We start from the raw sequence: 22,078 nt of genomic DNA, 5'->3' as shown, positions 1-22,078 counted from the left end.
GGTGTGACTTTGCGAATTTACGACACTGCCGCCCGCCAGCTCCGCGACTTTGAGCTCATCCGTGAAGGCCATGCCTCGATCTATCTGTGTGGAGCGACCGTGCAGTCGATCCCGCACATCGGGCATGTGCGCAGCGGAGTTGCTTTTGACATTCTGCGCAACTGGCTAGAGGCCAAGGGACTGGACGTCGCTTTCGTAAGGAACGTCACCGATATTGATGACAAGATCCTGACCAAGGCCGCGGAGAACAACCGCCCGTGGTGGGAGTGGGCAGCCACGCACGAGCGCGCGTTTAACTGGGCTTATGACCAGTTGGGCGTCACCCCACCTTCCATCGAGCCCCGCGCTACCGGGCACGTACCGCAGATGATCGAGTACATGCAGCGCATCATCGACAACGGCCACGGCTACGCCGCAGACGGCAACGTGTACGCGCAACCCGCGACGATCGATAACTACGGTTTCCTGTCCGGCCAGAAGCTGGACGAGATGGATCAGGGTGAATCCGCGGGGACCGGCAAGCGCGACCCGCGCGACTTCACCATGTGGAAGGCAGCCAAGCCGAGTGAGCCGGCCTGGGACACCCCGTGGGGTCGTGGTCGCCCGGGCTGGCACATCGAGTGCTCCGCGATGGCCACGACTTACCTGGGCAGTGAGTTCGACATCCACTGCGGCGGGTTGGATCTGCAGTTCCCGCACCACGAGAACGAGGCCGCGCAGGCGACCGCAGCGGGCGACGGTTTCGCGCGCTACTGGATGCACAACGGCTGGGTGACGATGTCCGGCGAGAAGATGTCGAAGTCTCTGGGCAACGTGCTTTCTATCCCGAACGTGCTGAAGCTGGTGCGTCCGGTTGAGCTGCGCTACTACCTGGGCAGCGCGCACTACCGTTCGATGTTGGAGTACTCTGAGGCTGCGCTGGGTGAGGCCGCTGCGGGCTACCGCCGTATCGAGAAGTTCCTGGTGCGCGCTATTGAGTACGTCACCGGAGAGACCGCTGTGGACCCGCAGGCGCTGCCGGTGGGCGAAGTGCCGGAACAGTTCGCGGAGAAGATGGACGACGACCTGGCCGTGCCGCAGTCGTTGGCTGTGATCCACGACGTGGTCCGCGAGGGCAACAAGCTACTGGATGCAAAGCCTACGGACGAGGCGAAGCGGCAGGTTAAGGAGATCGCCGGGCAGGTTCGTGCGATGGCTGCCGTGTTGGGCGTGGATCCACTGAGCGAGACGTGGCTGGAATCCACCAAGGCCGCTGCTGGCGGTTCTGATGTGGCGATGGGCGCCCTGGATGTGCTGGTGAAGGCCGAGTTGGAGCGCCGTGCCGAGGCCCGCGCGGCCAAGGACTGGGCCACCGCCGACGAGGTGCGCGACCGCCTGGCCGAGGCCGGCATCGAGGTTACGGATACAGCCGATGGCGCGAAGTGGTCGCTGAAGGGGTAGTTCCATAGACGTACTCGTCGGGTTGTAACTCTGATCCCGGAAGCTCGACCTCGTCGTCATACATTTCTTCGGGTACGAAATATTCTTCGTCGTTCGACCACATGGGGTTCAGGCCTGGCAAGAACCAAATGGTGGCGGCAGAAACGATGGCGATGATGATGCCGCCCAGTGTTGCGTGCTCCGGCGGGATGTACCAAAAACCGGCCACAATCAGGGCGCCGATGGAGCCGATACACAGGGGGAGGAAGAGGTTCAGATTCAACCTGTTTGCGGTTCTGTATTCGACCCAGTCCTCGCTGGGGAAGCGGCTGCGGGCTTGGGAGCGGATCCGGCGCTGCGTTTTCTGAGAACATACGACGCATGCGATGGCGACTAGTGCCAGCCCGACTCCGGCGATAATGAAGTCGCCGACTACTGCGCCGTATGCCATCACGCCGATCGATACGGTTAGGGCAAAGCGTTCGGTCGCGGAAAGCGGAATTGCCTGGTGGGGGTCTACTTCAGGGTAGAGGTTGGCCAGAGGGGCCGGGGTGTATGCGGTCATTCTTCGCGTCCTTTCTCGGGGGTGAGAGGTGGGGGTGGGGGACGAAACTAAACACAAGATGCTTTCGTCTCTTAGGCTTACTCATGATACTTTCAGCTAAGTCGAGCCTTACCTAATTAAGGTAACACTATCCTAAGCTAATGGGTAAAACCTGGGTAGAGGTAAGGCGGCGCAAATCTTTTGATGTTTCAGTTTTGAGTAGGATCAGCATGCATCTTTCACCGTTTGGATCACGTCGAGGCTCCTTGCGACGGTTGTTCGTCCGCGCATCCACGGCCGTGGCTGCCACCTCCGTACTTGCCTTCGCTCCCGTAGCATTTACCACGGTCGCTACCCCCGTTGCCTCAGCGGCGGGAACCTGTGAATTCAATTGGGGTATCAAGCAGAGCTACCGTGCCTATATCCAAGGCCCTGTCGCTAAAGGCGGATGGGGTGGCGACGGTATCGGCTTTAATGGCGATAAGACCGGCCCGAATGGAGCCTTCCAGTTCCGCCCCCAAAAGCCCCAGGTAAACGGTGATACGGTGACGGTTCCGCTCAACGGAGTTCTCCGTTTCAACGGCCACAACTATGGCGGTGATGACCTGTTAGATATGACGCTCTCCGATTGGAAGGTGCGCGCAAAGGGAAAAACCGCCGAGATTCTGGTGGACTATGTCTCCTATGAGTCGGACATGGTCAATAAGAGCAAGCGAGGAGCCAAAATCACTGGCGACGATGAAGTCATCGCCAAGGTGAATCTGTCCACCCCGGTGACCCCTGGCTCAGGGAGCGTGAACCTTTCTGGTTCTACGACACTTACTCAAGGTGGCAGCCGGCTGTTTCTCGCTTACAATGCGGGAACCTCGATGGATCCAACCAGTGGCTCAGTGGCTTTGGACGGCAGCTGTGGATCAGATTCGGGCAGTGGCTCGGGATCGGGCGAAAAGCGCACGCTGACCACGATCGATGGCAACTTCACCGGCTTTAACAAGGAAGCTATGGGAATTCTGTCTGAGACGAACGACACGATGAACGCCCTGACCACTTTCATGGGTAACTCCCAAGCCTTCTTGGACGAGTATGAATCTTTCGTCAATCGCGGGAGCGTAAAGAACGGATCTTCTAGCGGAAGCGACTCCGGAACTAGCTCTACCTCCGGAACGAACTCTAACTCCAACTCCGGTTCTGGTGGTGGATCGGCCTCTGGCGGAACATCGCTTGGAGCAGGGAACAGTGGTGCGCGAAACGGCGGAACAGGCGGCGGGTCGGCCGCCAGCGGAGGCGGAACAACCCGGGGCGGTGCCACAGCAGGTAGAGCAGCTGGTGGCGGTGGAGACCTGCACTGCGAGTCGGTCAAGGCAGTCGAAAGCGCCAAGGCATCGTGGGCTCTGAAGGAATCCTTCCAGTCGTACATCACCGGCTCTATCGCTAAGGGCAAGTGGGATTTGAGCGGGGTCGGATACAGCGGCGGCAAGTATCAGTTCACCGGCAACGGCGGCAACGTCGATACGTCTTCTCAGCAGGGAACGATTTCCTATGGTGGCGCGATGCAATTCACCGGTCACAACGGAATTCTCGACCTGAACATTGCGAATCCGGAGATCCAGTTCAACGGTGGAACAGGAAGGCTTGTTGCCGATGTTCGTTCTTCAAACATGGAAGGGGAGAAGCGAGACTTCGGGCGCACAGTGCTGGGAGACCTGAGCTTTAGTTCCCTTGATATCTCGGATAACTCAGTAAGCGGAGAGGCGAGTGTATCGCTGACCCAGGATGGCTCTGTGGCTTTCGCCGAATTTTACGATCCGGGAACTCAACTAGCGCCCATATCTTTCAGCGCCCAGCTAGGTGGCCAGGGTGACTGCGACGCAGTGGGCGGTACGACAGCATCTGGATCGAGTGCGGGTGGATCGGGCGGTGGTTCTTCTGCTGCGCACAATGCTGCCGCCGCGAAGCTCGCCGGCAATAAGGACGGTTCCGGCAATGGCGTCGACGGCGATTCTTCATCGGCGGGGTACGAAAACGGATCGAGCAAATTCAAGGTTAAGCCTGCTGCGGCTGAGGGTCAGGATGAGAACCCGGCTACTTACCTTCTCGGATTGATCGTAGGAGTCATCGTCGCAGGTGGAAGCATCGGTCGACTGGTTGTAAGTAATCCGTCTTAATCCGCCTACTAGGTGGCAAGACACTGCTCAGTTAGAAAGCACGTTTTAATGTCCATTGTTCTTAATCGAACTGTGCGGTTAGCGTTCCGCACCTGTGTGTTGTTTATCTGCACGGCTAGCATCGCTGCGTGTGGCGTTAAGGGCGCCTATGAATCCGAAGCTGATGCTGCTCTGCGAAACGACATCAAGAATGCTGCTGATCTGCAGGATCCTCGTAGCTTTGAGGGCGTTTCGGAGGTCAAGGACTTCACGGATGTGGAGCCTGTGACCAAGAATCCATCCCCGAAGCTGCCGGTGGAGCTGACCGACGCAGACGGCCACGATGTCAAGGTTAATAAGCTCGATCGGATTCTGGCTCTTGACCTGTACGGTACTTACACTAAAACCCTTACTGGCCTGGGTCTTGCCGATCGGATTGTAGGCCGCACGGTCTCTTCTACTGAAAACATCTTGGCCGACAGGCCAGTGGTCACTCAAGGTGGGCACAACATCAACGTGGAAGCCGTGTTGTCGTTGGAGCCGGATATCGTCATCGTGGACCACTCCATCGGGCCACGGGACGCTATCGATCAGATTCGTCAAGCGGGCGTGACCACCGTGGTCATGGAACCGACCCGCACGATCGATTCGGTAGCCGAGGACATCACCACGCTCGGTGCTGTCGTGGGCCTCCCGGAGGATGCGGAAAAGCTTGCGGATCGCACAGTCGAGGAAATTAATCTGGATAAAGAGACCATCAAGAAGATGGTGCCCTCTACACCGATGCGGGTGGCATTCCTTTATGCCCGTGGAAATGGTGGAGTGTTCTTCATCATGGGCGAAGGGACCGGAGCAAAAGACCTGATCGAGGGCGTTGGTGCGGTTGACGTGGGGACGGAGAACAACCTTTCCTACATCGAACCAGCCAATGCGGAGTCGCTAGCTAGGTTAAACCCAGATGCGTTCATCATGATGACCGGCGGGTTGGAATCCACCGGAGGGATCGAAGGCCTGCTCAAACGCCCCGGCATAGCTCAAACCACGGCAGGACAGAAGCGGCGCGTAATCACGATTCCAGATGGTCAATCGTTGGCGTTCGGCCCCATGACTGGGCAAACACTTTTGCGGACAGCGAAGGCGTTATATGACCCACACGGTTAATACGAACGAGTTTCTCCGGGCGCGAACGCGCCGATGGGTAGGGATTTTCGGTGCACTGGTGGTGCTAATGCTTGTTGCTGCGGTGCTATCGATCGTGCTTGGACAGTACTACGTGCCACTGCAGGATTTAGGTTCAATCTTGCTGGGGAAAGACCATCATTCAGGTCTGGCCTCCAGCGTAGTGTGGGATATTCGCTTGCCGCGCATCCTGCTGGGGTTCCTAGTCGGCGCATGCTTGGGTGTGGCTGGAACATTGATGCAGGCGGTGTTTGCCAACCCTCTGGCCGAGCCATCGATTATTGGCGTGACCTCGGGCGCCGGGGTTGGTGCGGCGTTGGCAATCGTCTTTAACCTTGCTTTCTTCGGCACGTTCACCGTTCCGTTCTTCGCCTTTCTTTCCGCATTGGTTGCCGCTGGCCTGATTTACCAGCTAGCACGAAGTCAAGGCCGAGTTGTGGTTATCAATCTGGTTCTCACAGGTATCGCCGTCAATGCCGTGTGTGGAGCAATTATCTCCTTCATGGTCTATTTGGCTCCGACCGCAAGTCGGGAAGAGATCATCTTTTGGCAGATGGGATCCCTAAATGGTGCCCAGTGGAAGCACGTTTGGGCGGTTTTGCCGATCACGATGGTGGGAATTGCCGTAGCCCTACGGATGGGTGGGGCACTAGACGTGCTTGCTTTGGGTGAGAAAGCCGCTGGTCACACAGGGATCAATGTAAGTCAATTGAGAGCGATTGTGATCATCGCTGCGACCGTACTCACTGCAGGTGCAGTTGCCTTTGCTGGGCTCATCGGCTTCGTAGGGCTGATTATCCCGCACCTGTTGCGAACGGTCATGGGGCCGGAGAATTATCTCCTCATCCCTGCTTCTGCGCTTGGCGGGGCGGTCTTGATTGGTCTGGCCGATGTGGCTGCCCGCACGTTGATTGAATTCGCAGATTTGCCGATTGGCATCTTCACTGCCCTTGTCGGCGGCCCGACTTTCTTCGTTCTGCTGCGCCGAATGATGCGAAAGGGGATGCACGCATGAGTGCTCACGGTAGCGATGCGACTACTAACAGTATGGCTATCGGCGATAAGGCCATTGAGGTATCTGGCCTCGCCGTCGACGTTGGTGCCAAGCGGTTGCTCAGTGACATTAGTTTTGTCGCTCGTGCCGGCGAGGTCACAGGGCTCATTGGGCCGAATGGTGCTGGTAAGTCGACGCTGCTCGCCGCGCTGTCTGGGGATATTAAACCTACTGAGGGTGTGGTTTCCGTCGCCGGATTAGACCCCTCTCGGGCCGATGCAAGGGCAATGGCGCAGCGCCGTGCGGTGTTGCTTCAGGATGTCCAAGTCGCGTTTGAGTTTCTTGTTCGAGATGTTGTGGCGATGGGACGGCGACCGTGGCGAGGGACAGTCGATAGCAGTGTGGATGAGCTCATTGTTGACGCTGCTCTGGACGCCACCGGTTCCACTGCGTTGGCAGTTCGTGACATCGTCACTCTTTCCGGTGGCGAACGTGCTCGGGTTGCGTTGTCCCGAGTTTTGGCCCAGCAAACACCGGTGGTGTTGTTAGACGAGCCGACCGCGGCGATGGATATCCGTCATCAGGAACAAGTCTTGAGCTTGATGCAGCAGATCGCTCACAGAGTTGGAACTGCGGTGGTGATTGTGTTGCATGACCTCGACGCAGCTGCGGCGTATTGCGATCACATCGTCTGTCTATCGAATGGGCGAATTGCCGCCGCTGGATCGGTTGATTCGGTCTATACCGACGAGATTCTCTCCAGCGTTTATGACTGGCCCATCGAAGTTGTCCGCAGTGCGGATAATGACGTCTCTGTTCGTCCGCGGCGGAGGGATCCGCCAGCTGCAGTAGCTCGACTGCTTTCTGCATATCAATCCATTCCATTCACTAGGGCTAAGTCCCTAGGATCCATTCATCAGGAGTAATTCTCATGTCTATTAAGTCAACTCGAAATGTCATGCTCGGCACTGTGATGACTTTCGCCCTGGGCACTGCTGCACTTTCCGTACCCGTTGCATCGGCACAGGATGGCGCATCTCAAGCTCAACCTGAATGCAAAACTGTTATCACTGGCGGTACCTTCAACTGGGGATTGAAGGAGAGTTTCCGCAGCTACATTCTGGGGAATATCGCTAAGGGAAGCTGGGAGACGAAGGGGGAGGTTAAGGAATCTGATCCTGCCAACAAGAAGTCCAAGGACTTCCAATTCCAATTCCAGGTAGACCCAAGTGTATCTAGCATTGAGGTCGATTCCGAGGGCAACGTAACCAAGGCAGAGATCGGCACCAAGCCGTCCGATGTCGTTTTCGAAGGCCATCATGGCGCGTTGTACTCGAACTTCAAGTCCCCTTACATCACGGCCGAGGGAGCTAGTATTCAGGGCGGCGCCAGCTATGAGGGATACTACGTGCCTGGCAAGCACATGACTGAATATACGCCTGAGGACCGTATCGAAAAGAACAAAGTTTCCGGCAGGGACGTGTTCTCGAAGGGTAACGGAGACTGGAAGGTCAACGGGGATACTGTCACGCTGGATGCAAGCAGCATGACCTACGTTCCTAAGCCAGGAACGGATGGGGACAAGAACATTGTGAAGGGCGTAGACGTCCTATTCATGGGCATTTACTCGGCGGACTACAAGCCAGAGCTGGATGACATCAATGTTTCTCTGACCACCGAGAAGAAATGTGAATCGCCAGGGGAGCCGAATCCGGATGATGAAGGTGGTTCCGGCCCGGACAACTCGGACAACCCGGACAACTCGGACAACCCGGACAACCCGGACAACCCGGACAACCCGGATAACCCGAGTAACCCGGACGACCAGGGGCAAGGCCAAGGTTCGTTGGGCAAGTTTGGAAAGGTGTGGAACTACATTCTTGGCACGGTCGGAATCCTAGGCATGTTGGCGATCATTGGACACGCGATCAACGTGTCTGGCGCTCTCGATGGCATTCACAAGAAGATTGATGAATTCCTGCGCCACCACAACTTGCGCTAATAACGAGTTCCCTGTTCTCGTTCAGCGACCAATTTCAGATTCCACGCGGACCTTGAAACTTTTTCGAAAGGAATAACGTGATGGCTTCGACCTCCACACTTTCAAACACAAGCTTTAACACAGCCGAGCCGATTTCTCAGGCACTGCGCAATGCCACTGCGGAGGCGCACGGGCGCGCAGAAGGCTCTGAGTTCATGAGCACCCTTTTCAAAGGCGAGCTTGACGCTCAAGCGGTGTATGCGCTTTCGGGACAACTCTGGTTTGTCTACAGCGCTCTGGAGAACGCTGTAGACAGAGTCTCCGGCACTCCCATCGGGTCGGTTATTGCAGATCCGCGCCTGCAACGTCGCGCTTCGTTGGACCACGATCTGACGTATTGCCTCGGCTCCGATTGGCGCAAACAACTTGAACTACTGCCCGCCACCCGGCGGTATGTAGATCGACTCGACTCTTTCGGGGAACAAGACGTTGTACGAGTGATCGCTCACCACTATGTCCGCTACCTCGGGGATATTTCCGGCGGTCAGGTTATCGCTGCGCGTGTAGCAGACCTCTACGATGTCGATCCCGAGGCATTGAAGTTCTATGACTTCTCCGCTATTGGCAAGATCCCTCCGTACCGAACCAACTACCGGCAGCGCCTCGATAGCCTGCCACTCACACCGCAGCAGCGTTCCGAATTGATTGAGGAAGCCATCGATGCTTTTGGTATGAATTTTGCACTGTTCACAGATCTTTACGGAGTCTGCGCGTGAATCCACCTTTCTTGTCCAAGTCCACTTCCCGCCACTTCGTTGCCAGCGCCTTGGCCGGTTCCGTCGCGTTAAGCGGCATGGCGGTTCCTGTAGCACAGGCAGAGGAAGTGTCCGCCCCAGTGTTAGAAGCCGGTGCTTTTGCTTGGCCGATCAAAACCTCTTTCCTTAAGCATGTGCAGGGGCCGGTCGCTAGGGGGACTGTCATCGGTGATGGAGGTGCGGAGTTTAAGGGAAACCAGTTTGTGTTCCCGGTCAACACCCAAGAAACGAAGCTGGACCCGCAGGGGAATGGCACGATTGCCCTGGACGGCAGCGCACATGTGACCGCATACAAAGGTCTTGGTAAGAACGGCGGGCCAGCTTTGGATGTCTCTTACTTCGACTTGAAGTTGAATGTCACAGGTCAGGCGGTATCGCTTATTGGGGACTACTCCCTTTCCGGTAACACGGCGAACGATCCTACACAGCTAGACAAGCGCGGCGACGATGAAGTAATCGTGACCTTCACCCTGGAAGCCCCGATTGATCCGGGTAAGGATCTCGTTGCCCAGAACCGTCCCACAACGGCCGGTATCGGATTGCAGAGATCTCTACTCCGCTACAACGAGGGCGAGCAGCTGGAGGGCGCGGACGTTGACCTGCTGCTGGACTATGACGATGGCAAGCAGATAGAAGATGTAACCCCGCAGGAACTGCAGGGAAGTGCAAGCGGATTCTCCGGTTCTTCTAGCGGCAGTTCCAAAAACTCGTCCCTTGGCATCGCGGCCGGTGTGATCGCCGCCATTGTGGCAGTGATTGGGGTAGGGGCACTGGCCTTCGGGCCCGTGGATTGGCGAGGAGTTTTGAAGAACTTCGGCATCACTGCCTAGAAGGAAAGCATCGTACCACCCCATCTGCGAAGAACTATTGCTCGTTTCAGCTGCTGCCGGCAAGATTGGTAATGGAAGCAACAAATTCACAGCAGGTGGGGTGCTTTGCTGTCCACGTTCTCGTGAGCCTGGTTCCAGTTTTGCGTGCCGGGAAGTAACATACACAAACGCACGTAGTCGACCAGGTAAGAGGGGCAATCACAGTGGCGGGCAACACCCAGCGCAGCGGAGGCGTGCGCAAGAAGAACAAGAAGGGCGCAACCAAGGGCTCCGGTGGCCAGGGGCGCCGCAGCCTGCGGGGCAAAGGGGCCACGCCGAAGGCGGAGGATCGCGTCTACCACGCCGCTTACAAGCGCAAGCAGGCCGCCAAGCGCCGGGCATCTGGTGCGCACGACCGCTTCGCAAAGGACGAGAACCAGGTGGAGCTGGTGGTCGGCCGCAACCCGGTGATCGAGTGCCTGCACGCCAAGGTCCCCGCCACCGCGCTGTACGTCGCGGAGGGCACCAAGAACGACGAGCGCCTGGCCGAGGCCGTCCACACCTGCGCCGACCGAGGCATTTCTGTGCTGGAGGTTTCCCGCGCCGAGCTGGATCGCATGACCGGCAACGGTATGCACCAGGGGATTGGCCTGCAGATCCCGCCCTACCAGTACACGCAGGTAGAGGACCTGATTCAGCAGGCTGCCTCTGCACCCCAGCCCGGTCTGGTCATCGCGCTGGATAACATCACCGACCCGCGCAACCTCGGTGCGGTTATCCGCTCCGTAGCGGCATTCGGCGGCCACGGCGTGATCATCCCGGAGCGCCGCAGCGCCTCAGTTACCGCCGTCGCTTGGCGCACCTCCGCGGGCACGGCCGCGCGCCTGCCGGTGGCGAAGGCCACCAACATGGTGCGTTCCCTGAAGCAGTTCCAGCAGGCCGGCTACCAGGTCGTGGGCCTGGATGCCGGCGGCGACCACACCCTCGATACCTACGACGGCACCACTCCGACCGTCATCGTCGTCGGCTCGGAGGGCAAGGGCCTGTCTCGCCTGGTTTCGGAAACTTGCGACACGATCATGTCGATCCCCATGGCCAAGTGGGTGGAATCCCTCAATGCGTCGGTAGCTGCGGGCGTGGTGCTCAGCGAGTTCGCCCGCCAGCGTCGCGTTGCTAAGTGACGCCCCTTCGTCCCAGCAGCAGCCGGTCCCAGCCCTAGCTGATCATTAGCCCTCGCCGAACATTTCCTCCTGCTTATCCCACTGGACTTGCGCCCAGGCTTCCCGCAGTTCGGGTTGTGGGTCGTAGATGGTTTCCTCACCGGTGGGGAAGTGGGCGTCAAAAACCTGCGTGGCGAAGCCCAGCGAATAGGGATCGAAACCGGGGTCGTGAGAGTGCACGAACTGCCTCCACCGCGACTGCATGGCGACGGTGGTGGCGCGCATCTCGTCGCGGCCGCCCAGTAGCACGGCAATGCGCCCCTTGTCCTGGTCATAGCGCTGGAAGAGGATCGGCAGATCCAGGGCGTGCATCGCACCCATGCCGGAATAGCGCAGGAACGGGGTGGTGGTATCCAGTCGGTAGACCCACGCCCGGTCGCTCGGGTGATTCTGCGCCAAGTACCAGGAGGGGCCGGTGAACAGCGCATCGCCGAAGAAACGTCCCTTGAGCTTGCGGGACTTCGGGCCACCATAGTGCTGCTCCAAGATGTTGGTGGCCTGAGCATCGGCGCCGGAAATCGCGTGGGCGAACGTGCGCGTGCGCATGTACTGCATGGAGCTACGCTTCGGCTCCAGGTGCATCATGTCGTACTCGTTGCGGTTCGTGCCGATCAGCAGGGGCACGTCCATCATCGCGCCGGGGGATAGCGGGTGTTCCGGCAGCAGGTCACCGTCGATAACCGGAGCAAACGGGCCGGCCTTGGAAATCGGGTTGTCCGCGTGGAAGCGCACGATCTCGTCCGAGAGGCGACCCAAGATTGCGTGCTCGGCGGTCAGCAAGTCTTCGGTGGCGGCTGCAAGCTCCTCGTCGCTGAGCTCCGGTGGTGCCTGGCGAACCGGGGTGCGTTGGTCCAGCGGCAGGGATTCTTCCGCGCGCATGCGGTGCAGCCAGCGGGCGGCGAAGTCCGTCCAATACTTCGCATTCGCCCGGGTGTGGACGATCATCGGGGCGGGGGATTGCGCGATGGCCGCGCTGAACAGACCCTTCGCGGAGGGGGTAGCCATCAGTGCGGTGACCATGGAGCCACCACTGGATTCGCCCATGATGGTTATGCGGTCCGGGTCGCCGCCGAAGGCACGGGCGTTGTCGTGGATCCAGCGCAGAGCCGTCAGCAGGTCGGAGTGGCCCGCGTTGCTATCCATGCCCTCCGGAGTGTGCGTGCCTTCGCCCAGGGCTAGCTGGCCGAAGATGCCCACGCGGTAGTTTACGGCCACGTACACACAATCGATGGCCTGGGCGAAGTACTCGCCGGAAAGCAGGGGCTTGTTCGCCGAGCCGTGGATGTTCGACCCGCCGTGGAAGTAGACCACCACCGGACGGCCGGCTTCCGGGTCGATCGCTTGGGTAGGGGACTTCGCAGGGCGGGGGACCACCACGTTCAGCCAGAGGCAATCCTCCGTGCCTTCCCAATTGCCGGCGGACTTGCGCGCCGGGCGGTACTGCGAGCACGCATCGCCGGAGGTGGCGGCGTTGAACACGCCCTCCCATGGGGCGATGGGTTCGGCTCGGCGGAAGCGGCGCTCGCCGATGGGTTTCTCGGCGTAGGGGATTCCGCGGAAGGCGGTCACGCCGGTTTCCGCGTGGCCTTTGACCAGTCCGGTGGTGGTGCGGACGATCCAGGGGTTGGTGGGTTGTGCGTTGGCTGTTGTCTCGGTAATCACAAGTGCTACCTTAACGAGCCGCGCTGCCCCTGTCCCTCTTCCGGGGCGGTGCTTATGTTTTTATGCGGTTTGCCCGCCCGGCCGACCTAGGCGTGGTGCGCGTGACCTGCGGCCTCGTTGCTGGTTTGCTTCGAGAGCGACTCGCCAGCAGCCGAATACTCCCGCGCCCGCACCGCATCCGCCTGCACATTCCGGGAACGTATCCACGCGATCCCGCGGCAGATCAGGTAGATCACAAAGCTCAAGGTAGTCACGAACACCGAAACCGGCAGCCCCGGGGCCAGCGAGGCCACCAGCCCGCCGACCGCCGACACCACGGAGAAAACGCCCGACAGCACCACGGCCAACACCGGGTTGCTGGTTACCTTCACCGCCGCCGCGCCCGGAGTAATCAGCAGCGCGATCAACAGCAGGGCGCCGACGATCTGCACGCCCTGGCTGGCCACCACACCGATCAGGGCAGCGAACACCAGCGCCAGTACGCGCACCTTCACGCCCGAGGCTGCGGCCAGCACCGGATCCACCGTGGCGAACAGTAGCGGCCGCCACAGGAGTGCCATCGTCACCACCACCAGCACTGCCAGCACCGCCAGGATGCCAAGCGAAGCGGAGCTCACGCCCACAATCTGGCCTGTCAGCAGGCTAAACGCCGCGGAAGACCTGCCGGGGTAGAGGTAAATAAACAGCACGGATAGGCCCATGCCGAAGCTCAAGATCACCGCCACGATGGCGTCCTGCTCCCTTTGCCCCAGCGCGGTCAACGCCACCGCGGCCAGCACAGCGCCGATTAGCGCGCCCCAGCTCACGCTAAAGCCGAACAAAAGCGCGGCGGCGGCTCCCATCAGCGCCAGCTCTCCGGTGGAGTGCGCGGCGAAGCTCATCTTCCGCATCACGATCAGCGGGGCAATCGCACCGGAGACGATGCCGAGCAGCAGCGCCGCCAACAGCGCGTTCTGCACGAAGTCCACCGAAAGCAGCGCGAGGGTGTCCTCCCACCAGTCGCCGGTGTGGAATTGGCTACTCATACGACCACCAGCTTTCCGTCTACGTTCACTACCTTCACGTCCGTCTGGTACAGGCGGGAGAGCGTCTCGCTGTTCATTACCTCATCCACCGTGCCGATCGTGTGGCCGTGCGGAGCGAGGTATAGCACCCGGTCGGTCACGTTAAGGATCGGATTGATTCCGTGGGTCACGAACACGATTGCCGTGTTGTGCTCCCGCCGCCTGCGATCCAGCAGTTCCACGGTCTTCTTCTGTGCGCGCAGGTCCAGGGAGAGCAGCGGCTCGTCGCACAGCAGTAGCTCTGGATCCTGCGCCATCGCCTGTGCCTGCCGGATCAGTTGTTGCTGCCCGCCGGATAGCTCGCCGACCCGCCGATTGGCCAGGCCGGTCGCACCTACTTCTTCCAGCGCCGCGTCTACCTGGGCTTTCTTCGGTCGCCTATTCTTTATGACGCCCGCTGCGAGCGCGAGGCCAACCAGATCTCTCGCGCGTAGCGGGACGGTGGGGTCGAACATCCTTTGCTGGGGGATGTAGCCCAGCTTGTCCGTCACCTTGACGCTGCCGCGGCTGAGTTTGCGGGTGCCGAGGGCGACGTTCAGCAGGGTGGATTTTCCCACTCCGTTGGGGCCTAAAATAGCCAAAAACTCCCCCGGCGCGACCTCGAGGTTGAGGTCGCGCCAGAGGGGTTCGACTGCCGCTTCGCGGAGAGCGAGAACCATTACTTGGTTGCTTCCTCCAATTGCTTGATCAGGGCGTCGGCGTACTCGAAGTAGTCTTGACCCTCATCGGGGGTTTCGTTGACGTTTACTACCTTAATGCCAGCTTCCTTGGCAGCGTCGGTCAGCTGTTCGGCCGCCGGGGTTTCCGACTGCTCGTTAGTGATGAGGATGTCTGCCTTCTTGTCCGTGATCAGCTGGCGGGTGGCCGCCAGGTCTGCGGCGGAAGGCTCGGACTCGTTATTCACCGAGTGGGCAAAGCCCTCCGGGGTGATGTCCTTCAGCTCGGAATCGTCTACCAGTTCAGCGGCGACGGACTCGGTGAGGATTACGTTCTTGCCGCTCAGCTTCTCGATGCGCTGCTTCAGCTCGTCAGTCTTCTTGGTTACATCCTCGTTGGATTCCGGGATGTCGGAGTTCAGCTTGTGCAGCTCGGCGGAGAGCTTCTGCTCGAACTCAGAGACGACGTCCAGGTCGAACCAGACGTGGGGGTTGGCTCCACCGTGGTCGTGCCCCTCGTGACCGTGCTCGTCGCCATGCTGGTGACCGTGCTCGTCACCATGCTCATGGTCGTGACCCTCGTGTTCATCGTGCTCGGCATCTTCGCCGTGCCCGTGGTCATGACCGTGGTCGTGTCCCTCGTCGCCGTGGTGGTGCGCCTCGGCCAGCGGCTGGGCCGTAACCAGCGGAGTGCCCTCCTCCACGTTGTCGGTCAGCCAGTTGTCGTAGCCCGCACCGTTGGCGACCACAATGTCTGCGTCCTTGACCGCCGCGATGTCGCGGGCAGTGGCCTCGTACTCGTGCGGATCGTCGTCCTTGCTGCTGAGGATGGTGGTTACCTCAACGTCATCGTTCCCCTCGGTGATGTTTTCCGCGATGCTGCCCCAGATGGACGTGGAGGCGACCAGCTTGATCTTGTCGCCGTCGGCGGCGGAATCTTCGGAGCCACCGGCGCAGGCGGTCACGCCCAAAGCCAACGTTGCGATACTAAACACTGCTGCGAAATTGGCAACCATTTTCTTCATTCTTCCGAGGTTACTGGTCACGAAAATGATCGTCAATATGAAGGTGAAACATCAACGGAACTCCACGGCAGGCCGGGGAAGGTGGCGTCAACCCCCAAGAAAAAAGGACCGGCGACTACCCTTAAGAGAATGAACAGACCAGCACGGCGCGGCACCTTGGCCTCCATCGCGGCCGAACTGGGCGTTTCGCGCACCACGGTGTCCAATGCGTACAACCGCCCGGACCAGCTTTCGCCCGAGCTGCGCGACAAGATCCTGCACGTCGCGGCGAAGGTCGGCTACCCAGGGCCAGACCCGATGGCACGCTCGCTACGTACGCGCCGGGCAGGGGCGATCGGCGTGCTGCTGACTGAAGAGCTGCCCTATGCGTTCGAAGACCAGGCCTCGCTGGAATTCGTCTCCGGTGTGTCGGTGAGCTGCGGATCGATGGACGCCTCCATGCTGCTTATCCCGGCGGGTGTGGACGATAACCCCACCGCCGACCGCCCCGCGCAGCTGGTGAACCAGGCCAGCGTGGACGGATTCATCGTTTACTCCGTGGCGGCCGATGACCCGTACCTGGCCGCCGTGCGCAACCGTGGTCTGCCTACCGTGGTGTGCGACCAGCCCGCCGGAGTGGGCGATCCTTTCGTGGGCATCGACGACCGCGAGGCCATCAAGCCCGCCATCCGCGAGCTCGTCGACGCAGGCCACCGCCACATTGGCGTGCTGTGCATCCGCCTGGACCGCACCCCCAACAACGGCCCAGTAAGCGACGAACGCATCCAGGGTGCGCACATGCACGTACAGCGCTCGCGAGTGCTGGGAATCCTGGACGTGCTGGAGGAAGCCGGGATCTCGCAGGCACCCATCGTCGAACGGCACATCAACAATCCCCAGACCGCCTTCGAAGCAGCCCAGGAGCTGCTAACCAACCACCCCGAGCTCACCGCCGTCGCCTGCACCACCGACTCGCAGGCCCTCGGGGTGGTGCGTTACGCGGCCGAGCAGGGGATCGACGTGCCGGGTCAGCTCTCTGTTACGGGCTTCGACGGTATTCCCGAAGCTATTGACGCCCACATCACAACCGTCCGCCAACCCAGCAAAGACAAGGGACTGGAGAGCGGCAATATGCTTGCCGAGCTCATCGAACAGCGGCTGAGTGAAAATCCGGCCAAGCCCGCTCGTCGAGCTGTGGCGCCGAGCGTGCTGCTGGAGACTGAGCTAATCCGCGGAACGTCCGTCGCGGCGCCGCAGTAGATCCTGCAGGAAATCCCGGACATCCTCCGGGGTGTCCAAGCGGTGCGTGGCGGAGGTTTCGCCGCCGCCGACGCGGATGCCGATGTCCGGGGCGGGCGCGGTGGCCGGCGCGGTGGCAGGGGAGTAACGCAGCGTGGAGAGCGCCGTCTCGTCCGTCGTGTCATCCCCCGCGAATAGCACTCGCAGCTCCCGGTCGTGCTGGCGTGCGTAGGCACGGCGGAAATCCTCGATGTAGGAGCCCTTGGTGGTCTTATCCACCGCGACCTCCAAGATGTCCTTGCCCCACGTCACGTGAGAAAGCTCGCTGGTGGCAGCGAAGTTCGCCAGGCGCTGATTCAACTGTGCAGCCAGTTCCTTATCTGACACCAGGCGGGTGTGCAGTCCCACCGCCAGGGGCTTGACCTCCACCCACGCGCCCTCGTGCTTAGCGGCAATGCCCTCCGTGTGGGAACGCAGCTCGCCCAGCCAGGCTTGCTGCTCTGGGCTTAGGTTCGCCGTGCCACCGTCGGCGGGTTCCGCACCGTGGCTGCCGACCAGGCGCACCGGGCCGTGCACCGGCAGCATCGTCGCATGCGCAAGCTGCTCCAAGTTGCGCCCGGAAATCACCATCGCCACCGTGTTCGGCAACTCCGCCAGCCCCTCCAGGGCTTCCATTGCACCCGGCACGGCATGCACGCCCGTGGGCTCGTCCGAGAAGTGAGCCAGGGTGCCGTCGAAATCCATCGCTACCAGTAAGTCTGGAGTGGCGGCCAGGCCGGAGAGGTCGGCGTCAGAAAGAAGGGGCAGTAACGAACCATCCATGCGCCTAACCCTCCTGCGGACCGCTAATGAACTCAACCGCCGGGACGGACTGCCAATCCTGCTTGTCCTCCGGCGCGGGCTGCTGCAGCTTCAGCGAATTATCGGAAGGGCGGGTGTAGGTGAGGTCCTGGTCGTTGAGGACGGACTTCAGGCGGTCGGCAGTGTCCTCGTCGCCCGGCAGGCACTGGGCGCCGTCGATGCGGGAGGAGGAAAAGTCGGTGATGTGTATGGACTCGTCCTTCCACTCCACGTTTCCGGTCAAGTGGACGCAGCCGCTGGCGCCGTTCAGCGATTCCATGCCGAAGATCAAGTAACTGCGGCCCTGCTGAGCCTCCGGCAGTAGGCCGCCACGCACGTCCGAATCGTAGATCGCCGAAACCTGCCACTGGGAGTTGCCCAGCGGCGCCTCCGGATCAGAACACGCCGAAAGACCGGCCACGGTTGCAGCGCTTAGACCAAGCGCGAGGAAACTAGCGGCACGGCGCATTATTCAACCTCCCGCAGCTGCTGTAAAAACGCATCGGCCCAACGGTTGACGTCGTGATCCTGCAGGTGCTCCCACATCTGGCGCATGCGGCGAATCTTATTCGCAGGCTCGTCCTCGATGGCCAGCTGCAGCGCGTCGGCGATGGAATCGACATCGTGCGGATTGCACAGGTACGCCTGCACCAGCTGGGTCGCCGCGCCCGCGAACTCCGAGAGCACCAGTGCCCCTGAACCATCCGAGTGGCAGGCCACATACTCCTTAGCCACCAGGTTCATGCCATCCTTCAGCGGGGTGATCAGCATGACGTCCGCCGCAGTGTACAGCGCCACGATCTGCTCGAACGGTAGGCCGGAGTGCATGTAGTGGATCAGCGAACGCCCCAGGCTGCCGTGGTTGCCGTTGATGCGGGAAACGATGGCCTCTACCTGCTGGCGGGTGCGCCGATAATCATCCAGGCGCTCGCGCGAAGGAGTGGCGACCTGCACCATGGCCACGTCTTCCGGAGCCAGGCGGCCGGAGTCCAAGAGGAACTCGATGGCCTCTAGCCGATGCTGGATGCCCTTGGTGTAGTCCAGGCGATCCACGCCCGCGATCAGTACTTTCGGATTGCCCAGGCGGGCTCGCAGGTCGCTGGCCTGGGCCAGCACGTCCGGCTGATTGGCCTGCGCGTTTACCTTCGCGGAGTCGATGGAAATGGGGAACACTCCCACCTTGACCTGGCGGCCAGAATCCAGCGTGACGGTGCCGACCACCTGCGCTTCCTCCGGCAGGCGGGCGCCGCGCAGGAAGTTCGCGGACTCGGAATCGTCCACGATCTGCACCGAATAATCCATGGCCCGCAGCGCCACCATGAAGTTCCGCGCGGAATCCTGGGTGTGAAAGCCCACCACGTCCGCGCCCAGCGTGCCGTCCAACACCTGGCGGCGCCACGGCAGCTGACGGAAAAGCTCCGGGGCGGGGAAGGGGATGTGCAGGAAAAAGCCGATGCAGACATCGTCGCGTAGTTCGCGTAGCTGCCCGGGAACCAGGTGCAGCTGATAATCCTGCACCCAGACGGTTGCGTTCTGCGCGGCCGTATCCGCCGCCGCCTGGGCAAAGCGCTGATTAACCTGCTGATAGCGCTCCCACCAGCGCTTATCGTAAGTGGGATGCACGATCAGGTCGTGGTACAGGGGCCACAGGGTGGCATTGGAAAAACCCTCGTAGAACTGCGCGAAATCCTGCGCGTCCAGGTTCACCGGAACCATCTGGATGCCGGCTTCCTCCGGCGCGGGCATATCCTCGGCCGCGACCTCGTCCGTTGCCCCCGGCCAGCCGATCCACGCGCCGCGGTTGGATTCCAGCACCGGCTTCAGCGCGGTGACCAGCCCACCCGGAGAAGGAACCCACGTGACCTCCCCGGTGGAGCTATCCACGTTGCGGTCGACGGGAAGGCGATTGGCTACAACCAGAAAATCGGACTGCATGTGTATCACCCGTGTCGGTGCAATTAGGCGGTTTATTCGCTACGTGCTACTCGCTAGCCTTAGTGGCCTTCTTCGCCGTCTTCTTAGTGGTTTTCTTTGCGGCCTTCTTGGTGGTCTTCTTCGTCGACTTCTTGGCGGCCTTCTTGGTCGTCTTTTTCGCGGCCTTCTTGGTGGTCTTCTTCGTCGACTTCTTGGCAGTCTTCTTTGCGGCCTTCTTGGTGGTCTTGCGGGTGGACTTCTTGGCCTCCTGCTCCGCCTCCTCGAGCTCGGCAACCACGCGGCGGTGGATCAGACCCTCCGGCTCCACGCCCAGCATGCACATCAGCGTTGCAGCGTCGAGGAAGTCCTCGGAGAAGGTCGCGACGATGCGCTGCGCTGCCTGTGCGGTTTCCGCTTCTACCGCGTGCAGGGATTCATTGTTGGCGGAACGGTTGTCGGTGACCTTCGGAGGCACGAGCCTGACCCCATTTCTACAAAGTCGACGTACGGAACTTTAAGTCTCAACTTTAAATATTTTACGCGATTTAGTGTTCGCTCGTGTCCGCCGGGTGGTCTTCGGACTGTTCTTCGCCCTCCGCCGCGCGCATCTCGCTATCCAGCTGCCACGTACTCTTCGACGCGCTCTTGCGGCGCCTACGCCAGTGCAGGGGCTGGCGCACCCGTCCGTCGGCGCCCATCCGGGGCTTGTTCTGGTTCGTCCGTCGGGGATCCACGCGGGGGCGCCGCAACTGCTGGTAACGGTGCAGGATGCGGGGGCGGCGAATGCGGCGGGCGATCCACTCGCCCAGTACCACGCCCGCAGCCAGCGCGGTCGCGGTTGTCAGCGCGAGGCCCAGGTTGGACATACCGACGACGAATTGGTCGTTGAGGACGGAGCTCATGCCCCGGTACAGTGCCAGGCCGGGCAGGAACGGGGTGATGCCCGCGGCAGCGGTGATCTGCGGGGGAATCATGTAGCGACGGGAAAGCAGACCACCGGCCAGGCCGACGACCAGGGCGGCCATTGCGGTGCCGAAGGTGCCGGGCCAGTTGAGCACGTTCGTCACACTGAACAGCGCCAGCGAGGCGATTAAGGCCGTCAGGCTGGCGACCACGGTGGCGCGTCGCTCGCAGAAGCAGGCGCTGCAGAAGAATGCCGTGGCCACAGCGCCCGAGATGATCTGAATGGTCACCGACCCCAGCACGCCCGAGGTATGAGTCGTATCCAGCGGTGGCAGGGTAATGCCCATGACGGCCATCGTCTGAATACCGGCAGCAATGCCGGTAATGATGCCGCCGGTCTGCAGAACCGTCTCATAGAAACGTGCAGCGGAGGTGACCGGGGCGCCCGTTATGCCGTCCTGTAGCGCCTGGACCAGGGTCAACCCCGCAAGCAGGGCGACAATAGAAGAACCGATAATCAGCGAGGGCGGCAGGTAGAAATCGATCCGATCCGCAATCGAATACGTCACCGCCGCCGGGATCACCGCCGCAAAACCGCCGAGGACGTTCTGGAAGAACAGCGGCAGGGACTTCGAGGCCAACCAGGCGTTGGCGAACATGGTGAAGATCGTGGTGATGCCAGCAACAATCGCCACGGCCCAACCACCACCGAGCAGCAGGGCGACGGCAGCGGCGAACCCACCCCAGCTGGCCAGCGCATAGCGGTTGCGGTAGGGCAGTAGGGAAGTTTCAATGTCGAAGAGGATCTTCTGCGCCATCTCCAGGGGAGTGGCGCCCGCGACGATCGAGCGGATGAGGCGGTCGACCTCAGTGATGCGGGAGAAATCCGTCGAAAGCTGCCGCACCACGCGGAACATGTTCGTCGGCGGGGTGTTTTCGTTGAAGCGCGAGTAGACGTAGATCGTGTTCAACGTGATGTCGACGTGCGTATTGTTCAGGCCGTAGGCACTCATGATGCTTCGGATCTGCGCCTTCGCATCCGAATTGCTGGTGCCCGCGGTGAGGAGTTGGTCGCCGATGCGGCTGGCCAGGTCCATCACTGCGTGGATCTTCACGGGATCGGAAAGATCCACCGGCGCCAAAGGGGATGGCGGCGGCGCTAAGCGGATAGCATCGATAGTTGCCCGGTTGCCGGAAAATAGCAGATCAGAGCTCTTCCTCAATGCTCTCGACATGAAACTAGACACTCCCACACCGTACATCGGGGCTAGGGAGATTTCACAAGAGCCTGTTCCCCCAGGTGGGATGGGGTGCAGCGGGGAAGTTTTACTGTTCACAGGTGTGGCTTGCTAGGCTTGGAAAGTCCATCGCCTGCGGGTGAGCCCCCGGTCGTCGCCGGTTGCTAGAGCTCGCGTTTGAAGGTGGATCAGTGCTGGAGTGGCGCAATCGGTAGCGCAACGGTCTTGTAAACCGTAGGTTGCGAGTTCAAGTCTCGTCTCCAGCTCACCTCGCGCCCAGGGAATTCGCCCGCTTATCGTGGCGGCGGAACCCCTGGTGCTAGAGTATTCGACAGCACGTGGCGGGCTGTACTGATGCAACCCCCGTGTGCTGGAACTGCCGGCGTAGTTTAGTGGTAGAACATCAGCTTCCCAAGCTGAGAGTGCGAGTTCGATTCTCGTCGCCGGCTCAAA

At 60.8% G+C, this 22,078-nt stretch carries 20 protein-coding genes and 2 tRNA genes; 12 read left to right on the top strand and 10 right to left on the bottom strand.

All coding sequences use genetic code 11. The annotated features are described in order from the left end of the window. The first annotated feature begins 3 nt into the window (after positions 1–3). Positions 4–1,440: a cysteine--tRNA ligase gene (gene cysS / locus QKE30_RS05305; RefSeq protein ID WP_347934280.1), complete on the top strand. Its 1,437-nt coding sequence runs from the start codon at positions 4–6 to the stop codon at positions 1,438–1,440. Here the strand turns inward: cysS and QKE30_RS05300 are convergent. Then, on the bottom strand, positions 1,397–1,984 hold the full coding sequence (locus QKE30_RS05300) for a hypothetical protein (RefSeq protein ID WP_011273026.1): 588 nt from the start codon (positions 1,982–1,984) through the stop codon (positions 1,397–1,399). The two genes, cysS and QKE30_RS05300, sit on opposite strands and share 44 nt — an antisense overlap. Before the next feature lie 209 nt (positions 1,985–2,193). On the opposite strand from QKE30_RS05300, the gene QKE30_RS05295 reads away from it, so the two are divergent. The 8 genes from QKE30_RS05295 (at position 2,194) to rlmB (ending at position 11,066) form a co-directional block, all read left to right on the top strand. Next, the gene (locus tag QKE30_RS05295) at positions 2,194–4,128 is read left to right on the top strand and encodes an HtaA domain-containing protein (RefSeq protein ID WP_347934279.1); all 1,935 of its coding nucleotides are present in this window, start codon (positions 2,194–2,196) and stop codon (positions 4,126–4,128) included. A 72-nt stretch (positions 4,129–4,200) separates the two neighbouring features. Beyond that, positions 4,201–5,268 carry an ABC transporter substrate-binding protein gene (locus QKE30_RS05290; RefSeq protein ID WP_172457320.1) on the top strand — a complete coding sequence of 356 codons (1,068 nt, stop codon included), beginning with the start codon at positions 4,201–4,203 and terminating at the stop codon, positions 5,266–5,268. Next, a complete protein-coding gene (locus QKE30_RS05285; RefSeq protein WP_005296741.1) occupies positions 5,252–6,301 on the top strand; it encodes an iron ABC transporter permease in 1,050 nt (349 codons plus the stop codon). The genes QKE30_RS05290 and QKE30_RS05285 overlap by 17 nt, the downstream gene beginning before the upstream one ends. 32 nt (positions 6,302–6,333) lie before the next feature. After that, the gene (locus tag QKE30_RS05280; protein ID WP_005296738.1) at positions 6,334–7,206 is read left to right on the top strand and encodes a heme ABC transporter ATP-binding protein; all 873 of its coding nucleotides are present in this window, start codon (positions 6,334–6,336) and stop codon (positions 7,204–7,206) included. 5 nt (positions 7,207–7,211) lie between these two features. Beyond that, positions 7,212–8,282, top strand: coding sequence for an HtaA domain-containing protein (locus tag QKE30_RS05275; protein WP_347934278.1), 1,071 nt, complete (start codon positions 7,212–7,214; stop codon positions 8,280–8,282). An 80-nt stretch (positions 8,283–8,362) separates the two neighbouring features. Continuing rightward, on the top strand, positions 8,363–9,037 hold the full coding sequence (locus tag QKE30_RS05270) for a biliverdin-producing heme oxygenase (protein ID WP_347934277.1): 675 nt from the start codon (positions 8,363–8,365) through the stop codon (positions 9,035–9,037). Then, positions 9,034–9,906, top strand: a complete 873-nt coding sequence (locus QKE30_RS05265) for an HtaA domain-containing protein (RefSeq protein WP_296108901.1) — start codon at positions 9,034–9,036, stop codon at positions 9,904–9,906. Before QKE30_RS05270 ends, QKE30_RS05265 begins: the two co-directional genes overlap by 4 nt. A gap of 203 nt (positions 9,907–10,109) precedes the next feature. Beyond that, complete coding sequence (gene rlmB, locus QKE30_RS05260; RefSeq protein ID WP_347934276.1) at positions 10,110–11,066, top strand: 23S rRNA (guanosine(2251)-2'-O)-methyltransferase RlmB; 957 nt, start codon at positions 10,110–10,112, stop codon at positions 11,064–11,066. Positions 11,067–11,111: 45 nt separating this feature from the next. Here the strand turns inward: rlmB and QKE30_RS05255 are convergent, their stop codons facing one another. The 4 genes from QKE30_RS05255 to QKE30_RS05240 form a co-directional block, all read right to left on the bottom strand. Next, complete coding sequence (locus tag QKE30_RS05255; RefSeq protein WP_347934275.1) at positions 11,112–12,767, bottom strand: carboxylesterase family protein; 1,656 nt, start codon at positions 12,765–12,767, stop codon at positions 11,112–11,114. An 86-nt stretch (positions 12,768–12,853) separates the two neighbouring features. Beyond that, positions 12,854–13,792, bottom strand: coding sequence for a metal ABC transporter permease (locus tag QKE30_RS05250; RefSeq protein WP_035004658.1), 939 nt, complete (start codon positions 13,790–13,792; stop codon positions 12,854–12,856). Continuing rightward, on the bottom strand, positions 13,789–14,490 hold the full coding sequence (locus QKE30_RS05245) for a metal ABC transporter ATP-binding protein (RefSeq protein WP_347934274.1): 702 nt from the start codon (positions 14,488–14,490) through the stop codon (positions 13,789–13,791). Before QKE30_RS05245 ends, QKE30_RS05250 begins: the two co-directional genes overlap by 4 nt. Further along, positions 14,490–15,503 carry a zinc ABC transporter substrate-binding protein gene (locus QKE30_RS05240; protein ID WP_347934321.1) on the bottom strand — a complete coding sequence of 338 codons (1,014 nt, stop codon included), beginning with the start codon at positions 15,501–15,503 and terminating at the stop codon, positions 14,490–14,492. The genes QKE30_RS05245 and QKE30_RS05240 overlap by 1 nt, the downstream gene beginning before the upstream one ends. A 138-nt stretch (positions 15,504–15,641) precedes the next feature. On the opposite strand from QKE30_RS05240, the gene QKE30_RS05235 reads away from it, so the two are divergent. Continuing rightward, a complete protein-coding gene (locus tag QKE30_RS05235; protein WP_347934273.1) occupies positions 15,642–16,751 on the top strand; it encodes a LacI family DNA-binding transcriptional regulator in 1,110 nt (369 codons plus the stop codon). Here QKE30_RS05235 and otsB read toward each other — a convergent pair. The 5 genes from otsB to QKE30_RS05210 form a co-directional block, all read right to left on the bottom strand. Next, on the bottom strand, positions 16,716–17,552 hold the full coding sequence (gene otsB, locus QKE30_RS05230; RefSeq protein WP_347934272.1) for a trehalose-phosphatase: 837 nt from the start codon (positions 17,550–17,552) through the stop codon (positions 16,716–16,718). The two genes, QKE30_RS05235 and otsB, sit on opposite strands and share 36 nt — an antisense overlap. A gap of 4 nt (positions 17,553–17,556) precedes the next feature. Continuing rightward, positions 17,557–18,039, bottom strand: a complete 483-nt coding sequence (locus QKE30_RS05225) for a hypothetical protein (protein WP_347934271.1) — start codon at positions 18,037–18,039, stop codon at positions 17,557–17,559. Then, entirely contained in the window at positions 18,039–19,505 is a 1,467-nt protein-coding gene (locus QKE30_RS05220; protein ID WP_347934270.1) for a trehalose-6-phosphate synthase, read from the bottom strand. Before QKE30_RS05220 ends, QKE30_RS05225 begins: the two co-directional genes overlap by 1 nt. Positions 19,506–19,551: 46 nt before the next feature. Beyond that, positions 19,552–19,959 carry a hypothetical protein gene (locus QKE30_RS05215; RefSeq protein WP_070487281.1) on the bottom strand — a complete coding sequence of 136 codons (408 nt, stop codon included), beginning with the start codon at positions 19,957–19,959 and terminating at the stop codon, positions 19,552–19,554. Positions 19,960–20,029: 70 nt separating this feature from the next. Beyond that, on the bottom strand, positions 20,030–21,649 hold the full coding sequence (locus QKE30_RS05210) for a threonine/serine exporter family protein (RefSeq protein WP_347934320.1): 1,620 nt from the start codon (positions 21,647–21,649) through the stop codon (positions 20,030–20,032). Between the two features lie 169 nt (positions 21,650–21,818). Between QKE30_RS05210 and QKE30_RS05205 the strand changes: the two genes are divergently transcribed. After that, a tRNA-Thr gene (locus QKE30_RS05205) sits at positions 21,819–21,891 on the top strand. A gap of 112 nt (positions 21,892–22,003) precedes the next feature. Next, a tRNA-Gly gene (locus QKE30_RS05200) sits at positions 22,004–22,074 on the top strand. Positions 22,075–22,078: the final 4 nt, after the last annotated feature.

Source organism: Corynebacterium sp. c24Ua_83, assembly GCF_039907245.1.
In the GTDB taxonomy this organism is placed as follows: domain Bacteria; phylum Actinomycetota; class Actinomycetes; order Mycobacteriales; family Mycobacteriaceae; genus Corynebacterium.
This window is presented reverse-complemented; position numbering and strand designations above follow the sequence as displayed.

What these genes read in the sequence shown, in the direction of transcription:
- QKE30_RS05240 (WP_347934321.1), bottom strand. Translation starts at nt 15,503, where the DNA reads ATGGTTGCCAATTTCGCAGCAGTGTTTAGTATCGCAACGTTGGCTTTG.
- QKE30_RS05250 (WP_035004658.1), bottom strand. Translation starts at nt 13,792, where the DNA reads ATGAGTAGCCAATTCCACACCGGCGACTGGTGGGAGGACACCCTCGCG.
- QKE30_RS05210 (WP_347934320.1), bottom strand. Translation starts at nt 21,649, where the DNA reads ATGTACGGTGTGGGAGTGTCTAGTTTCATGTCGAGAGCATTGAGGAAG.
- QKE30_RS05220 (WP_347934270.1), bottom strand. Translation starts at nt 19,505, where the DNA reads ATGCAGTCCGATTTTCTGGTTGTAGCCAATCGCCTTCCCGTCGACCGC.
- QKE30_RS05300 (WP_011273026.1), bottom strand. Translation starts at nt 1,984, where the DNA reads ATGACCGCATACACCCCGGCCCCTCTGGCCAACCTCTACCCTGAAGTA.
- QKE30_RS05275 (WP_347934278.1), top strand. Translation starts at nt 7,212, where the DNA reads ATGTCTATTAAGTCAACTCGAAATGTCATGCTCGGCACTGTGATGACT.
- QKE30_RS05285 (WP_005296741.1), top strand. Translation starts at nt 5,252, where the DNA reads ATGACCCACACGGTTAATACGAACGAGTTTCTCCGGGCGCGAACGCGC.
- QKE30_RS05235 (WP_347934273.1), top strand. Translation starts at nt 15,642, where the DNA reads ATGAACAGACCAGCACGGCGCGGCACCTTGGCCTCCATCGCGGCCGAA.
- QKE30_RS05270 (WP_347934277.1), top strand. Translation starts at nt 8,363, where the DNA reads ATGGCTTCGACCTCCACACTTTCAAACACAAGCTTTAACACAGCCGAG.
- QKE30_RS05295 (WP_347934279.1), top strand. Translation starts at nt 2,194, where the DNA reads ATGCATCTTTCACCGTTTGGATCACGTCGAGGCTCCTTGCGACGGTTG.
- QKE30_RS05245 (WP_347934274.1), bottom strand. Translation starts at nt 14,490, where the DNA reads ATGGTTCTCGCTCTCCGCGAAGCGGCAGTCGAACCCCTCTGGCGCGAC.
- QKE30_RS05280 (WP_005296738.1), top strand. Translation starts at nt 6,334, where the DNA reads ATGGCTATCGGCGATAAGGCCATTGAGGTATCTGGCCTCGCCGTCGAC.
- otsB (WP_347934272.1), bottom strand. Translation starts at nt 17,552, where the DNA reads ATGGATGGTTCGTTACTGCCCCTTCTTTCTGACGCCGACCTCTCCGGC.
- QKE30_RS05225 (WP_347934271.1), bottom strand. Translation starts at nt 18,039, where the DNA reads ATGCGCCGTGCCGCTAGTTTCCTCGCGCTTGGTCTAAGCGCTGCAACC.